The 17,222-nt window shown below is 44.6% G+C and carries 11 protein-coding genes; 7 read left to right on the top strand and 4 right to left on the bottom strand.

All coding sequences use genetic code 11. The annotated features are described in order from the left end of the window. The first annotated feature begins 16 nt into the window (after positions 1-16). The 4 genes from C6P39_RS00625 (at position 17) to C6P39_RS00610 (ending at position 8,754) form a co-directional block, all read left to right on the top strand. A complete protein-coding gene (locus C6P39_RS00625; protein WP_104802432.1) occupies positions 17-3,460 on the top strand; it encodes a pyruvate carboxylase in 3,444 nt (1,147 codons plus the stop codon). A 490-nt stretch (positions 3,461-3,950) separates the two neighbouring features. Beyond that, a complete protein-coding gene (locus C6P39_RS00620; RefSeq protein ID WP_104802431.1) occupies positions 3,951-6,515 on the top strand; it encodes a ribonucleoside-diphosphate reductase subunit alpha in 2,565 nt (854 codons plus the stop codon). Continuing rightward, positions 6,512-7,555: a ribonucleotide-diphosphate reductase subunit beta gene (locus C6P39_RS00615; RefSeq protein ID WP_104805822.1), complete on the top strand. Its 1,044-nt coding sequence runs from the start codon at positions 6,512-6,514 to the stop codon at positions 7,553-7,555. Before C6P39_RS00620 ends, C6P39_RS00615 begins: the two co-directional genes overlap by 4 nt. 221 nt (positions 7,556-7,776) lie before the next feature. Further along, on the top strand, positions 7,777-8,754 hold the full coding sequence (locus C6P39_RS00610; protein WP_104802430.1) for an ROK family protein: 978 nt from the start codon (positions 7,777-7,779) through the stop codon (positions 8,752-8,754). 239 nt (positions 8,755-8,993) lie between these two features. On the opposite strand, the gene C6P39_RS00600 is transcribed toward C6P39_RS00610, so the two are convergent. Both C6P39_RS00600 and C6P39_RS00595 read right to left on the bottom strand, forming a co-directional pair. Continuing rightward, positions 8,994-10,349 (bottom strand): MATE family efflux transporter, encoded by a 1,356-nt coding sequence (locus tag C6P39_RS00600; RefSeq protein WP_095174132.1) that lies wholly within the window; start codon positions 10,347-10,349, stop codon positions 8,994-8,996. After that, positions 10,350-10,775, bottom strand: coding sequence for a MarR family winged helix-turn-helix transcriptional regulator (locus C6P39_RS00595; protein WP_095174135.1), 426 nt, complete (start codon positions 10,773-10,775; stop codon positions 10,350-10,352). Between the two features lie 557 nt (positions 10,776-11,332). On the opposite strand from C6P39_RS00595, the gene C6P39_RS00590 reads away from it, so the two are divergent. Further along, positions 11,333-12,124 carry a GNAT family N-acetyltransferase gene (locus C6P39_RS00590; protein WP_104802429.1) on the top strand — a complete coding sequence of 264 codons (792 nt, stop codon included), beginning with the start codon at positions 11,333-11,335 and terminating at the stop codon, positions 12,122-12,124. Between the two features lie 334 nt (positions 12,125-12,458). After that, positions 12,459-13,028, top strand: a complete 570-nt coding sequence (locus C6P39_RS00585; RefSeq protein WP_104802428.1) for a hypothetical protein — start codon at positions 12,459-12,461, stop codon at positions 13,026-13,028. Between the two features lie 138 nt (positions 13,029-13,166). Here the strand turns inward: C6P39_RS00585 and C6P39_RS00580 are convergent, their stop codons facing one another. Continuing rightward, complete coding sequence (locus tag C6P39_RS00580) at positions 13,167-14,006, bottom strand: LysR family transcriptional regulator (protein WP_104802427.1); 840 nt, start codon at positions 14,004-14,006, stop codon at positions 13,167-13,169. Between the two features lie 125 nt (positions 14,007-14,131). Here C6P39_RS00580 and lysA point away from each other — a divergent pair, with 125 nt between their 5' ends. Beyond that, entirely contained in the window at positions 14,132-15,382 is a 1,251-nt protein-coding gene (lysA, locus tag C6P39_RS00575) for a diaminopimelate decarboxylase (protein WP_104802426.1), read from the top strand. Positions 15,383-15,451: 69 nt separating this feature from the next. Here the strand turns inward: lysA and C6P39_RS00570 are convergent, their stop codons facing one another. Beyond that, on the bottom strand, positions 15,452-17,083 hold the full coding sequence (locus C6P39_RS00570) for an ABC-F family ATP-binding cassette domain-containing protein (protein WP_104802425.1): 1,632 nt from the start codon (positions 17,081-17,083) through the stop codon (positions 15,452-15,454). Positions 17,084-17,222 lie beyond the last annotated feature (139 nt).

Raw genomic sequence — 17,222 nt, 5'->3', positions numbered from 1 at the left:
AAACAGGAGGAAAGGTATGGTTAATGAAAGGTGCAGCAAAAACTTTAAGAAAGTGATGGCAGCCAACAGGGGGGAAATCGCCATCCGTATTTTTAGGGCGTGCTGCGATTTGGGGCGCAGTACGGTAGCAATCTATTCTAAGGAAGACGAATACAATGTCTTTCGGACAAAGGCGGATGAATCCTATATGATAGGAGAAAATAAAAGTCCGCTGGGGGCATATCTGGATATAGGCATGATCATAGATATTGCTTTGAAACACAAGGTGGATGCCATTCATCCGGGTTATGGTTTTCTTTCAGAAAATGCAGATTTTGCCAGGGCCTGTGAGGAGAGCGGCATTACCTTTATCGGACCGCCTTCCCATGTACTGGAGAAGATGGGTGACAAACTCAGTGCAAAAGAAATCGCTAAACGATGTGGTGTTCCCACAGTTCCAGGCTCCACCATGCCGATTCAGGATGCGGATGAGGCTGTGGAACTTGCGGTGTCTTATGGATTTCCGGTGATACTGAAAGCCTCTGCAGGCGGTGGCGGAAGAGGGATGCGCCGATGTGCGGATGAGCAGGAAGTGAGGGATACCTTTCCGTTGGTACAGAGCGAAGCTTTAAAGGCTTTCGGATGTGGAGACATTTTCATTGAAAAATTCCTGGAGGAGCCAAAACATATTGAAGTGCAGATATTGGCAGACCGGTACGGGAATATTGTCCATCTCTTTGAGAGGGACTGTTCTCTGCAGCGGCGCTATCAGAAAGTAGTGGAATTTACGCCTGCATTTGCTATTTCACAGGATGTGCGGGAAAAAATCTGTGAGGATGCAGTAAAAATAGCAAAAGAAGTTGGGTATGTAAATGCCGGGACTGTTGAGTTTCTGGTTGACAGGAAGGGCGGATATTATTTTATTGAAATGAATCCCAGGATTCAGGTAGAGCATACGGTAACGGAGATGGTCACAGATATTGATATAGTTCGTGCCCAGATTCTCATTGCAGAAGGGAAGACCCTGGCAGCACCGGAAATCGGTATTGAAAAACAGGAGGATGTAAAGCGTCATGGATATGCGATCCAGTGCCGGGTAACTACCGAGGATCCGCAGAATAATTTTGCACCGGATACGGGTAAAGTGACGGCATACAGGACCGGAGGCGGTTTTGGAGTTCGGCTTGATGGCGGAAATACCTACGCGGGGGCAGAAATCTCACCTTACTATGACAGCCTTCTTGTAAAGGTGACTACCCATGACAATACCTTTGAAGGAGCCTGCAACAAATCCCTCCGGGCACTCAGCGAGACAAGGGTGCGCGGTGTGAAAACAAACATAGGATTTATTGAAAACATTTTGATGCATCCCATGTTCCGTACCGGCAGATGTCATACAAAATTTATAGATGAGACACCGGAATTGTTTTCAATCAAAAGTTCCCAGGACAGAGCTACAAAAATGTTGAAATACATAGGGAATATTGTGGTAAATGACCCCACTGCCGGGAAATACCGTTATGAACCTCCGCGTTTCCCCGGCGTGACAGGAACGAGAAGTGACGGTGTGAAACAGATATTGGATTCTCAGGGACCTGAAGCGGTAAAACGATGGGTATTGGAGCAGAAGAAGCTGCTCATCACGGACACGACGATGCGGGATGCACATCAGTCTCTTCTTGCGACCAGAGTGAGGACCCGTGATATGGTAAAAGGAGCAGAAGGTACTGCAGAGATACTGGCAGATGCTTTTTCACTGGAAATGTGGGGCGGTGCCACTTTTGATGTGGCCTACCGTTTTTTGAAGGAATCACCTTGGGAGCGCCTTGACCTGCTCAGGGAAAAAATACCGAATGTTCCGTTCCAGATGCTGCTCCGGGGCGCCAATGCGGTGGGATATACCAACTATCCGGACAATCTTATACGGGAGTTTGTGAAAGAGGCCGCCGGAAGTGGAATTGATGTGTTCCGCGTCTTCGACTCTCTGAACTGGATACCGGGAATGGAAATCGCGCTGGATGAGGTCCTGAATCAAAATAAGATCGCAGAGGCAACACTGTGTTACACAGGGGATGTATCTGACCCCAAGGAGGACAAATACACCTTGGGATACTATACAAAGATGGCAAAAGAACTGGAGCACCGGGGCGCCCATATTCTCTGTATCAAAGATATGTCAGGGCTTCTCAAGCCTTATGCTGCGCATAAACTGGTAAAGGCGCTGAAAGAAGAAACAGGTCTCCCCATACATCTTCACACCCATGATACCAGCGGAAACCAGATAGCAGCTTTGCTCATGGCAGCAGAAGCGGGAGTGGACATTGTGGATACGGCCGTATCCAGCATGTCATCCCTCACCAGCCAGCCGTCTATGAATTCCCTTGTAGCTGCACTTCAGGGGCAGGAGAGGGATACCGGATTGTCTCTGGAACGTTTGCAGGAACTGACGGATTACTGGAGTGATGTGAGGGAGAGATACCGTTCATTTGAAGGGGGAATCAAATACCCGGCAACAGACATTTACCGCTATGAGATCCCCGGAGGTCAGTATACCAACTTAAAGCCGCAGGTGGAAAGTTTGGGCTTAGGCCATAGGTTTGAGGAAGTAAAAGAGATGTACCGCACAGTCAATGAGATGCTGGGAGGACTGGTGAAAGTAACTCCATCTTCAAAAATGGTAGGAGACCTGGCAATTTTTATGGTACAAAATGACCTGACACCGAAAAATATTGTGGAACGCGGAGAAAATTTGACATTCCCGGACTCAGCGGTCAGCTATTTCAAGGGAATGATGGGACAGCCGCAGTGGGGATTCCCAAAGGAACTGCAGAGCGTGGTTTTGAAGGGGGAGGAACCTATTACATGCCGCCCGGGCGAATTGCTTCCGCCTATGGATTTTGAAGCGGCAAAAGAACGGCTGAAACAATTTGTTCCGGAGCCTGACTGGAGAATGGTCATAAGCTGGTGTTTTTATCCAAAAGTAGTGGAAGACTTTTTGAAGAGCCGCAGGGAATACGGTTATATCACCCGGCTGGGCAGTCATGTGTATTTCCACGGGCTTGCCGAGGGGGAGACCAATCGGGTGGAGATCGAAGATGGGAAGACACTGGTTATCAAATATCTGGGTAAGAGTGAATTGAATCCGGACGGGACCAGAACGGTATTCTTTGAACTGAACGGCATACGGAGAGAAGTGTCTGTGCAGGATAAAGGTGCAAAGGTAACTGTGGAATCCATACCCATGGCAGACCCTAATGACTTGAGTCATGTGGGTGCCTCCATACCTGGTCTTGTGAGTAAGATACTAGTAAAACAGGGAGAAAAAGTCAAGAGGAATCAGGTCCTGGCAGTGGTAGAGGCTATGAAGATGGAGACAAATGTAATTGCCCTCATGGATGGAGAGATGGATGAAATCCTTGTAAAAGAAGGAAAAGAGATTAAAGCTGGGGAACTGCTGATGACAGTTAAGACAGTAAAATAATTGACAGGTAAAAAATAACGTAACGATTCAGTAGGTCTGCGCATTCCCTGCGCTGACCGTAAGAAAGTGTACCACGGCCAAGCAAAAATCCCATCGCCAAAGACGATTTTGCATGGATTTTTGCCTGTAACTGTGAGGGGACTGAATAGTTACAAAATAACTATAAAGGGATAAGTGCTGGTCTGAAAGGGCGGGAAAGTGCTTATCCCTTTATATATAGAAGGAAAAGTATTAGTATGGTAGAATGATTTTATAAATTGTAGGTCTTTTTCACTATATTGTCTCACCTGTATTTTCCCATGTAAGAATAAAATCCAGAATTAAACTGGACTAAAATTGTTGAGTATACACTTCCTCTGTGTTACAATGTCATTGGCCCACATATCCGGATGGGATACATAACTGTGTTTGTGACTCCCGGTCATGATCATACAGGTATTAGAAAACAGACACAGTGGGCAGAATAGGGAAAAGGAGGCAGAAGAAAAACATGATCATTATGAAAAGAAATGGACAGTCAGAACCCTATGACATACAAAAAATTAAAAATGCGGTATTGCTGGCATTCAAAAGTGTCGGTCAGCCATATATGAATGAGGAGATTGAAAAAGTCGCAGAGCTGGCAGAGCATAAAATTGAAAAATACTGTATGGATGAGGCACAAAGCGGACATAAGGAGACGTTGGAGTCCTGTCAGCTGCAGGTAGAACAGGTGCAGGACATTGTAGAGCGTTCACTCACTGAACTGAATTACTACGAAGTGCTGAAAAGCTTCATATTATATAGAAACGAGAGAAGCAGAAGGCGGGAAGCAAGAGGAAAGATCATGGGGTATTTTGAGGAAGCTGGGGAACTGGATATGGTTCTCAAAGATATTCAAATCAAATATACAGACCATGTGTATCACCTGGAGCACCTGCTTGCCAAATTTCTCACTTTTTATAGAGAAGGAATCCAGGTTGAGGAGCGCCTGGATTTACTGACAAAGGCTGCAGTGGAACTGACTACCCAGGAAGCACCTCTCTGGGAATTTGTCGCGGGCCGTATTTTACACCTACAGTTTACCCGCAGATTAGAGCGTGAACTGGAAAAGTTTCAGATACACAATTTTTATGATAAGATCCAATGTCTGACAAAGATGGGTCTGTATGGCAGCTATATTTTGGAAAATTATTCAAAGGAAGAGATTCTCCAGTACGAGACATACATGCAGGAGGACAGAAATTATCTGTTCAATTATTCCGGTCTGGAGCTTCTTTTAAACCGATATGTGATCAAAAGCCGTCAGAATGTTCCCCTAGAAAGCGTGCAGGAGATGTTTCTGGGCATTGCCATGCATCTGGCTATGCCGGAAAAGAAGAACAGGGACAAGTGGGTCCGGCGCTTCTATGACATGCTCAGCACCTTAAAAGTGACTATGGCAACCCCCACACTGTCAAACGCCAGAAAACCATATCACCAGCTTTCCTCCTGCTTCATAGACACAGTGCCGGACAGTCTGGATGGGATTTACCGCAGTATCGACAATTTTGCAAAGGTCAGCAAATTTGGCGGCGGTATGGGACTGTATTTTGGGAAAGTGAGGGCTGCAGGCAGTGATATCCGTGGGTTTGAAGGAGCAGCGGGAGGTGTTATCCGCTGGATCAAACTGGCAAATGACACGGCAGTGGCAGTGGACCAGCTCGGTGTCCGGCAGGGGGCAGTGGCTGTCTATCTGGATGCATGGCACAGAGATCTTCCTGAATTTTTAAGCCTGCGCACAAATAATGGAGATGACAGGATGAAAGCCCATGATGTATTTCCGGCGGTCTGTTATCCGGACCTGTTTTGGAAGACAGCGAAAGAAAACATAGAGGGCGACTGGTATCTCATGTGCCCTCACGAGATTCTTACCATCAAAGGGTATGCTCTGGAAGATTCCTTCGGTCTGGAGTGGGAGCGGAAATACCGGGAATGTGTGGCTGACAGCAGAATCAAAAAGCGGGTGATTCCAATTAAGGAACTGATACGTCTGATCATCCGAAGTGCTGCGGAGACAGGAACTCCCTTTACTTTCAACAGGGATATTGTCAATAAAGCCAATCCAAACAGTCACAAAGGCATAATATACGGCAGTAATCTCTGCACGGAAATTGCCCAGAATATGAGCCCTATTGAGCAGGTGGAACAGAGGACGGAAGTTGTGGACAATGAGACTGTGGTTGTAACTGTTACACAGCCGGGAGAATTTGTGGTATGTAACCTGGCGAGTCTTTCGCTGGGAAGGATTGATGTGGATAACAGACAGGAGATAGAGGAGATCACAAGAAATGCCATGCGTGCCCTGGATAATGTTATCGATCTGAATTTCTTTCCGGTTCCCTATGCCAGAATCAATAATATGAAATACCGCCCTGTAGGACTGGGAGTCAGTGGATATCATCATATGCTGGCAAAGAAGGGGATCCTCTGGGAGTCTGAGGAACATTTACAACTGGTGGACCGAATTTTTGAGGACATCAATTTTGCGGCTGTGAGAGCGAGTTGTGAAAATGCGGAGGAAAAGGGAAGTTACACGTATTTTCCGGGAAGTGAGTGGGAAAGTGGTGCTTATTTTGAAAAACGGGCATATGTTTCGGAGCGCTGGCGTTCTCTCAAAAACCAGGTGAAGTTAAAAGGGATGCGCAATGGTTATCTCCTGGCGGTTGCACCCACAAGCAGCACCAGCATGATCGCAGGAACAACAGCAGGTGTTGACCCGGTAATGAACCGGTATTTTCTGGAGGAGAAGAAGAACGGCCTTGTGCCCAGGGTGGCTCCGGAGCTTAATACAGACACTTATTGGTATTACAAAAATGCTCATCACATCAATCAGGAATGGTCTGTCCGTGCCTGTGGGATCCGGCAGCGCCATATTGACCAGGCACAGAGTATGAATCTGTATATTACCAATGACTATACTTTCCGTCAGGTACTTAATTTGTACCTGCTCGCCTGGGAGGAAGAGGTGAAGACCATATATTATATCCGTTCCAGGAGCCTGGAAGTGGAAGAATGCGAGGTGTGTGCAAGCTGATGGAAATGAAGAAAAAGCCTTTGTTTAATCCACAGGGTGACTGTGAAATACAGCACCGTAAAATGGTGGGAGGCAATACAACGAATCTCAATGACTTTAATAATATGAAATATACCTGGGTCAGTGACTGGTACCGCCAGGCTATGAACAATTTCTGGATTCCGGAGGAGATCAATCTGAATGTGGATGTGAGAGATTACCCTGGACTGTCACAAAAAGAGAGACGGGCTTATGATAAGATCCTATCCTTCCTTGTCTTTCTGGACAGCATTCAAACTGCCAACCTGCCTTCGGTCAGTGAGTATATTACTGCAAATGAGGTGAATCTCTGCCTGTCCATTCAGGCCTTCCAGGAGGCGGTACACAGCCAGAGCTACAGTTATATGCTGGATACTATCTGTGAGCCGCAGAAGCGTACGGAAGTTTTGTACCAGTGGAGAGATGATGAGCATTTGCTGAAAAGAAATACTTTTATCGGCAGCCTGTATAATGATTTCCAACACAAAAAGGACATGTTTACCTTTATGAAAACCATTGTAGCCAATTATGTATTGGAGGGCGTTTATTTTTACAGCGGATTTATGTTTTTTTACAATTTGGGCAGGAACCATAAAATGCCGGGCACTGCACAGGTCATCCGCTATATCAACCGGGACGAAAATACACATCTCTGGCTGTTCAGAAACATTCTTATGGAATTAAAAAAAGAGGAGCCGGAAATGTTTACGGAGGATAAAGTAAAAGTCTACCGGGAGATGATAAAAGAAGGTTGCGAACAGGAGATGACCTGGGGGGCCTATGTAATTGGGGAGCACATTGCGGGTCTTAACGGAGAAATGGTCAGGGATTATATAAAATATCTGGGTAATCTGAGATGTTTCAGCCTGGGATTTGAAGGGATTTATCAGGGCCATGATACAGAACCGGAGAGCATGCGCTGGGTAGGTCAGTACAGCAATGCGAACCTGATCAAAACCGATTTTTTTGAAGCCAAAAGTACGGCCTATGCAAAGAGCAGCGCGCTGGTGGATGATCTTTAAAAAATATCAGTGCTGCCAGTGACAAGTATCAGATCGTGATTCTCAGTCCAATCATAAAAATAGTGGGCGGTTGTTTTTCTGTCTGCGGCACAAGTGTTGTCTTAGGATTCTTTTTTATGTATAATTAACTGTATAGCAAAATGGTTAAGGGAAACATTTCAGGGGGCTAAGTTACAGGGTGCAAAGGAAAAGAATCGAAAGAGTGCCGGAAAGGACAGTAAATGAAAAAGTATATAATGGGTATGGATCTGGGAGGAACGAATATCAAGACCTCTCTGTTTACAAAGGAGTTCTCCCCGGTGGCTGAACAGAGGACACCTACCATGGTGCATCTGGGAGCAGAAGGGGTTTTGGAACGGATGGAAGAAAATATCAGGGACCTGCTTTTAAAGGCAGGAACATCGCTTCGGGAAGTGGAAGTTATGGGAATTGGGGTGCCGGGTCTTCTGGATATAGAGAATGGCATATCCCTGTTTTCGCCAAATTTTCCAAAATGGGAAAATGTTCCCATTGTCCATTGGTTCAGGAAACGGTTAGGGATCCCGGTGTTTATTGACAATGACGTCCGTGTAAATCTGTATGGGGAATGTTTTTTTGGTGCAGGCAAAGGGAAAAAGAATGTTGTGCTTCTGACTTTGGGCACCGGATTGGGGGCAGGAGTCATGATTGATGGGCATATTCTGTATGGGGCAACCGGCAGTATGGGGGAAATCGGCCATATGAATATGTACAGGGAGGGACGGCCCTGCCGCTGTAAAAGCTCGGGCTGCCTGGGACGGTATGTGTCAGCGTTGGGACTTTTGCGTACCGTGAAGGAAAAGATAGAGGCAAAAGAGGAGACAATACTTACAGCATGGACCCATGATCCGGAAGAGATTACAGCTAAGATGGTATCCAGAGCCTTTGATGCGGGTGATACGCTTGCGAGAGAGGCTATGGAGGAAACAGGGGAAATCCTGGGGTATGGCCTTGTAAATGTGATCAACCTATATAACCCGGAGTGTATCATAATTGGTGGCGGTATGTCTGCGGCTGGGGAACGTCTGCTGTCAAAAGCAAGGGGGATTGTGGATACCCATGCATTGGAGATTTCCCGAAAAGCCTGCACAATTGTAACAGCCCAACTCGGCGACGCGTCGGGAATGCTGGGGGCAGCCAAAGCCGCTGCCATTAAAAATAGTGACAGAACAGAGGTATAATATAAATATCCGGTTCACGCAAAGGAGTAGTCTCTGCATGAACCGGATATTTATATTTTTATCCTAGTAGTCTGTTCCATCCAGTCAGAAATGATACTGCCAGTGCTGAATATTTTGTCAGCCTGCAAGGCGAAGGAAGGAGGCGGAGTGGTCCCTCCGCTGACTGACGACAACGCGGCAGATGGCAAAATAGGCAGTGCTGGCAGTATTGTTTCTGGCCGGATGGAGCACTAGCAAGGTCAGCCAACCAGTTTTTTTAGTTTCCATTTACCGCTCTGTACGCGGATAAAGGAGAATATAGCACCAATTCCCCAGCCGATGGGGATTGACCACCAGATTGCACTGGCACCGATGAAATGAGCCAGAAGGTATGCGATGGCAACTCTGGAAAACAGGTTGGACATGGAACTCAGCATAAAAGCACCCATATCTCCGGCACCTCTTAAAAGGCCGTTGCCTACGAACATCAGTCCCATTAATACATAAAATACGGAGACCGTTTTCATGTATTTCAGTCCGTATCCCATAGCACTTCCCTCTGAACCGCTGTTCAGGAACAGGCTGAGGAGCTGAGGGCCAAAGAGATAAATTATGCCGGTGATGATCAGGGAGAAAATAAGTACCATGAGCAGACATGCTTTATAACCCTGAACCACCCGTTTTTCTTTTCCGGCACCGATATTCTGCGCGGTATAACTTGACATGGCGTTTGAAAAGTTCATATTTGGCATCATAGCCAGCGTATCAATTTTTGTTGCCGCTGTATATCCGGCTACAAATACTTTGCCGTAGGAGTTCACCAGTCCCTGCATGAACATCATGCTCAGTGAGACAATGGACTGCTGCAGCATAGAGGGAACACCGACACGGGCGATTCTCCGGGCAGCGCCGGCTTCAAAAAGAGAAAACTTTTTATTTGCGGCAGCAGGTTCATTTTCCATATTCTTCATTCTTTTAATGAGCACAAAGAAGGAGGCCACTGCGCACAGGCCCTGTGCGATCAGCGTTGCCCAGGCGACACCTGCCACACCCATATGAAAACGGATGACAAAGAGCAGATCAAGCCCGATATTTGTCAGAGCAGATACCATAAGAAATTTAAGCGGCGTATTGCTGTCTCCCAGGGCGTTGTAAATACCGTTTAATGTATTGTAGAGAAACAGGAAAACAGCGCCTCCAAAATAAATACGCAGATAGGTAAGTGAGTCTGCCATGATATCCGCATCTGTTCCCAAAAGTTTTAGAAGCGGTTCGGCCGCCAGCTCGCCGGCCGCCATGATCGCCAGTCCGATGACACCTAGAGCAATCAGTGCAGTGGAGATAGTGGTCTTCATTTCCCGGATCTGGCCGGCTCCGAAGAGCTGGGAAATGACAACCGTACATCCCATGGATAGGCCGGCAGCGATCGCTACAGCCAGAAAAACAACAGGGAAGGAGGAGCCTACTGCTGCAAGCGCATCCTCACCTACAAACTTTCCAACTACCATGGAATCCACCATATTGTAAAGCTGCTGAAAAAAGTTTCCGATAACCATAGGAAGCGCGAAAAAAAAGAGCAGCTTCAGAGGTTTGCCTTCCGTCAGATTTTTTACCATTTAAATACCCCCTTTTTTTCTGTATGTAACTGCATTATCTGCAATTCGTTTGATGTGGTCCTGATGTATTTGCTGTTCCTCCTCGGAAAAGCCGGCATAGCATATTTGGTCCCAGGTTTTGTAGATATCCCGGATATGTTCATAAATCTCCTCGCCTTTATCCGTCAGAGATACAAATTTTTGACGGCGGTCGTGTTCATTGATCTTGCGGCATATGAGGCCTTTTTCCTCCAGAGATGCCAGGTTCTTTGCAATCCTGCCTTTATCCAGGTTCAGATACTCCGCCATTTCCTCCTGACTGCAGCTTTTATCCTTGAGGATACGGATCAGCCGGCCTTCCAGGGGGATCAGCCCGTATTTTTCCATCTCACCCCTTACATATGACAATTCGCAGCGTCGTATGATGCTGACAAAATGATTATTCATAAAACTGCCTCCTTGAAATTAGTTGTAATTTGCAACTGTTGCATGGACAACTATTTATTATATGCATGTAAAAGGAAAATGTCAACATGAAATTTTTATATATGTTATACTGAGGTTACTATTCACGGCTGCTATCCCGCGAGGCGTTTTTATGCTTTTGCGCATGAAAATCCCGAGGCAGCCAGCGCGATATGGGGCAGAATGCTCCATATCTGTGCATCGCGAAGCGTGTTACTGTTTACAGAACTGCGTTTTTTGCACGGCTGTGAATAGTAACATACTGAGGATTAATAGGCGGCTGTTCATTGATGACAGTCCCGGGAAATATTTATAACATAAGGAGGCCGGGTGAGGCGGGGAAAATTTTTGGTTAGCCGGCCCCACAATGTGATTTAATGGGATCGTGAACAGCAGAAGAGAAAATCCCGTTGTGAAGGCATTTCCTTATGGGCTTTTACTCGTAACTGTGAAGGTAGGGAATAGTTATGCAAATTACAGACAATGTTCTGTCGGATTTTTCCTCAATGGAGAGACTGTGGGATGAGAAAGGAGTATGAATGGAAAAAATAGTGGAGATCATGGATAAAAGCGTTATTACGGAATTGTTCGCAGGATGGGAGGAGACTTTGATCTGGTCCTGTCTTCAGGATTGTATGGGAAGAGCTTACGGAGATGATCCGGAGAATCCACGGTCCGCACAGATAGTAGTGGGAGATTTCTGCTTTTTTGCAGGGCGGCCGGCGGAGGCGCTTGTGCGAAATAAACCGGATGACAGAGAATCAGAGTTTATCATTATGGTGCCGGCTTCGGTAGAATGGGGAGATTTGATAGAGAAGGTTTATCAGGGATGTTCAAAAAAACGAAAACGATATGCTATCAGGAAAGAGTTGGATATATTTGACAAGGAGAGGCTCAGGGATATAGTAAAGCACTGTCCGGAGGGATTCTCCCTGCATAAAATTGACAAAGAGACTTACCGGCAGATTATGGAGAATCCATGGTCCGCAGATCTGTGTTCTCAGTTTAAAGATTACGAAGACTACAGGAAACGCGGATTGGGGGTTGCAGCCTTCGATAATAAGATTCTGGCAGCCGGTGCATCTTCCTACACGGTCTATAAAGAAGGGATTGAGATTGAGGTGGATACCCGTGAAGATTACCGAAGAAAGGGACTGGCGCTCTGCTGTGCCGCACAGCTTATTCTGGATTGTCTGGAGCGGAGCCTGTATCCAAGCTGGGATGCCCAGAATCCTGCTTCCGTGGCATTGTCAGAAAAACTGGGCTATCATTTTGATAAGGAGTATACAGCCTATGAGGTGTACAAATATACAGGGATAAAGAAAAATTAAATAGGTGAAAAATAGATAACGAATGATGCATCGGATTTCGGATTTTGGCAGGAGGGAAGATGTGGATTGATGATAATTAGTATATTTTCAGCAGATAGATACAAAATCGGAAAGTTTTAAAGGCGTGATTTTTCGCAGAGTTTACAAAAAATATGAATATGCAATATGTCAATAGAAATATGCACTGCAATATGATAAGCTATACAGCATAACAGATAAAGTTTTATGTCTTACATCATTGCTGCCATGTCGATAAAAGCCGGCTCCCCATGACAACAGGTAAGACATGGGACACCAAGTAAAATAAATGAGTATTGGAAAGGAAGGGTACAATATGGGATTTACAACAGAGGATATCAATATGCTGGAAAAGTTGTTTGACAATAAGTTGCAGCCATTATATTTGCAGGTGGATGAAAAATTTGAACAGGTAAATAATCGCTTGAATGAAAACGCGGAAAGGATGGAGGAACGGTTTGAGCAGATAGATAGAAGATTTGAACAGGTAGATAAGAGGTTTGAGCAGATAGATGAAAAGCTTGAACAAATAGATGATAAATTTAGACAGATAGATAAAAGATTTGAATTAGTAGAGGAATCTATTAAGCAAATGAAAGTTCAACTTAATAATGTTGAAACAAGGCTGGACCGTCTTGAGAAAGAGGTTGCGGCTGTGAGAGATGAATTGGAACAAACGAAATTTATTATAGAAAACGAAATTCAGAGAAATATTAAAATTATTGCGGAAAATCACGTGGATTTAAGCCGCAAATTTACAGATGCCCTGCGGGTTTCACAAACGGATGAGCTTTACCATTTGAAGGTTAACCAATTGGAATCCAGGCTCGTGATATTGGAAAGTAAATTTGATAGTTTGTCACAGGGGCAGAAAAAAGTTGTTTAAATGTAACTGCTAGGCAAGTCTGGTATATAGGCTGCATGTACTGTAAGGAAACGTTCAGCAGCCAGACGAAAACTCCATTGCATAAGGCTATTCTCCATAGATCTTGCTGGTAATCATGCAGGTACTCAACTGTTACGTTCAAACATAGAAGGGGAATTCCAAACCTGACTTCATAGTAAGATAATTGTTTATTTTTGGAGAATCGAAATCCAGCAGCGGTATAACGCGGAGCCTGTCATCCTCAATTTCTTTTTTGACAAGGCTGAGAGGGAGAAAGCTGTAACCCAGGCCTGCAAGAACAAAGTCAAGAAGTTTTGTACTGTTGTCTATCTCAAAGGAAAAATGGTAATTATCAGGAAAAAGCTGACGGATAAAGAGACCCACTTCCTGCAGGGCAAAATTGCAGAAAAGGTAATTCAATTTAGGAAGATCTTGTCTGGTGATTCCCTTCTGATAGTTTATGTCACTGCTGCAGCAGACAAGAACCAGTTCGTCTTTTTTAAAACATTGGCAGGTGAAACCTTGTTTCTTCAACGGAATATAGGTAAATGCAAAATCAAGCAAATCATCCTGGAGTGCATGAAGCAGTTCCATAGAATGGGAAATGGTGACTTTTGTATTCACATCCCTGTGTTCCTGCATATAACCAAGCAGGGGTGCTCTTAAATGACACTCATAAATGGTGTTTGTTGTACCAATATGCAGATTCTCCCTGGATAAATCCTGTGTGTTCAGCATCGTGACTGCTGATTTTTCCAAGGCAAGTATGCGGTTGGCATAATCAATAAACTTTATGCCGGCTTCTGTAAGTTTCAGGCTTCTCGGACTGCGGACAAACAAGGGCTGGCCAAGTTCTTTTTCCAATTCGGCAATTCTGTTTGTAACCGTAGACTGGGCTACAAAAAGTGCCTCGGAAGCTTTGGTAAAGTTTAAAATTTTACTGAGCGCTAAAAATGTTTCCAAGGATATTGTATTCATATAAACTCCTATCGAAAAAACAAATCATAACAATGCGATTAATTTATTTTACAAATTATAAAGAATAGGATATAATTTGTCAAGAATTAAGTATGAAGACATTGTTATAAGGAGAGATAAAGATTATGGAGTACAATTTGAGAGAAGAGGGCTTCTATGGTAATATGGAGCCGGAACAAATTACAGAAATGTACGGCAGTCCGGTTTATGTATATAATGAAGAAACGCTGCGCTTACGATGTAGAGAATTGAAGAAAATGGTGAAATATCCTCACTTTGTCATTGATTATTCTATTAAAGCAAATTTCAACCCTGCCCTTCTGCAGATCGTCAAAGAGGAGGGGCTTGAGGTGGATGTCATGTCACCGGGAGAAATATCTCTGGCCAAAATGGCAGGTTATGAGGCAGATGAAATTTTCTATATCTGTAATAATGTATCTGAACAGGAAATGCGCTATGCCATAGAGGCAGGTGTGACTACCAGCGTGGATTCCCTCTCTCAGCTGGAACAGTATGGAAGACTGAATCCGGGAGGAAAAGTGGCTGTTCGCCTGAATCCCGGCCATGGTGCAGGACATCATCAGAAAGTCATTACAGCAGGCAAGAAAACTAAATTCGGAATTGATGTGGAGATGCTCCATGAAGTGAAGGCTATTCTTGCCCGCTATAGCCTTAAACTGGTTGGTGTGAACCAGCATATTGGCTCCCTTTTTTTAGAAAAAGAACAATATCTGAAGAGTGTGGATTCCCTACTGGAATGTGCAAAAGAATTTTCTGATTTGGAATTTGTGGATTTTGGCGGGGGATTTGGTATCGCCTATCATAAAGAGAATCAGATTCAGAGACTGGATTTGGCAGATCTGGGAAAATCCCTGGATGAGATCATGTACCGTTTTGTGGAGGAATACGGGAAGGAAATCACCTTCCGGGCAGAACCGGGCCGCTATGTAACGGCAGAATCGTCAGTCCTTTTGGGAACCGTAAATACGGTGAAAACCAACCACGGCAAAAAATATATTGGCACAGATATTGGATTTAATGTACTTATGCGCCCAGTATTATACGATTCTTATCATGAGATTGAGGTATATGAAAAAAATAGGAAGGTGTCAGGAAAAAGAGAGACAGTCACTGTTGTAGGCAATATTTGCGAGAGTGGTGACATTCTGGCAAAAGACAGGGAACTTCCCCATATAGAGGAAAAAGATGTGATTGGAGTTTTGGATGCAGGCGCTTATGGACATGTCATGAGCTCTAATTATAATGGAAGACTTAGGCCGGCAGAGGTTCTGGTAAGAACAGACGGAGAAAACTGCCTTATCAGAAAACGTGATACACTGGAAGATTTGGTGAAAAACTATGTATTGCTGCCATAACAGGCTGGTATCAGAAGGGAGCATTCTTCTCCGACGGGCAGAGTGGAATGCTCCCTTTTTTCTTGAGTTTTAGTTGTCTTCCTCTGTCATGGTATATACCTGGCGTTTTCTTGCCATCTCATCGCTTGCCAGATATTCATCATAGGTTGTGATCTTATCGATCAGTACACCGTTTGGAAGTATTTCCATGATACGGTTCGCTGTGGTCTGTACAATCTGGTGGTCATGGGATGCAAACAAAATGACACCGGGGAATTTTATCATACCGTTATTCAGTGCGGTAATGGATTCCATGTCCAAATGGTTGGTAGGCTCATCAAAAACCAGCACATTGGCACCGGATATCATCATTTTAGATAAAAGGCATCTTACCTTTTCGCCTCCGGAGAGTATACGGACTTTTTTTACACCGTCCTCACCCGGGAACAGCATACGTCCAAGAAAACCACGTACATAAGTCGCATCTTTAATTTCAGAATACTGCGTCAGCCAGTCTGCTATGGTCAGGTCATTGTCAAACTCGGCTGTATTATCTTTAGGAAAATATGCCTGAGATGTAGTGACGCCCCATTTGTAGGTTCCCTCATCCGGCTCCATTTCTCCAACAAGGATTTTGAAGAGTACGGTTTTGGCCTGCTCATTTCCCCCCACAAATGCAACTTTATCATCATGACCGAGAGTAAAGGAAATGTTGTCCAATATTTTCACACCGTCAATGGTTTTTGAAAGGCCTTCTACCATGAGTACTTCGTTTCCGATATCGCGGTTTGGACGGAAATCAATGTACGGGTATTTGCGGCTGGAAGGACGCATATCATCCAGCTGTATTTTCTCCAGGGCACGTTTTCTGGATGTGGCCTGTTTTGATTTTGACGCGTTGGCGGAGAATCTGGATATAAACTCCTGTAACTCTTTGATCTTTTCTTCTTTTTTCCGGTTGGCTTCTTTCATCTGTTTGATCAGAAGCTGGCTGGACTCATACCAGAAATCATAGTTTCCGGCATAGAGCTGGATTTTACCGTAGTCAATATCAGCAGTATGTGTACATACCTTATTTAAAAAGTAACGGTCATGGGACACTACAATGACCGTATTCTCAAAATTGATCAGGAATTCTTCCAGCCATTCGATGGCGTCCAGGTCTAAGTGGTTGGTAGGCTCATCCAGAAGAAGTATATCAGGGTTACCAAACAGGGCCTGTGCGAGTAGAATCTTAACTTTCTGGCTTCCTGTCAGGTCGCCCATTATGGAATAGTGCAGTTCTGTTTCAATTCCCAGACCATTTAAGAGCTGTGCTGCATCGGATTCAGCTTCCCAGCCGTTCATCTCGGCAAACTCACCTTCCAACTCGCTGGCACGGATTCCATCTTCATCAGTGAAATCTTCTTTTGCGTAGATGGCTTCTTTTTCTTTCATAATATCATACAGACGTTTGTTGCCCATGATAACTGTGTCAAGAACCGAATAGGCATCATATTTGAAGTGATCCTGTTGAAGGAAGGAGAGACGCTGTCCGGGTGTAATTGTGATATCACCGCTGGTGGTCTCAAGTTGACCGGAAAGAATTTTTAAAAAAGTAGATTTGCCGGCGCCGTTGGCGCCGATCAAACCATAACAGTTTCCCTCCGTAAACTTGATATTGACGTCTTCAAACAGTGCTTTTTTACCGATTCGTAAAGTGACCTTATTTGCTGCAATCATGTTAATCCCTCACTTTATAAAAAACTTACAATTTTCTTTGCGTAATCTCTTCTTATTTTACAGTAAAATGTGGAATTTGCAAGCATTTCTTTTAAAATACTTGATAAATTAAGTATACAAAGGTATAATGGACACCATT

Source organism: Blautia marasmi, assembly GCF_900258535.1.
Classification (GTDB): Bacteria; Bacillota; Clostridia; order Lachnospirales; family Lachnospiraceae; genus Blautia; species Blautia hominis.
This window is presented reverse-complemented; position numbering and strand designations above follow the sequence as displayed.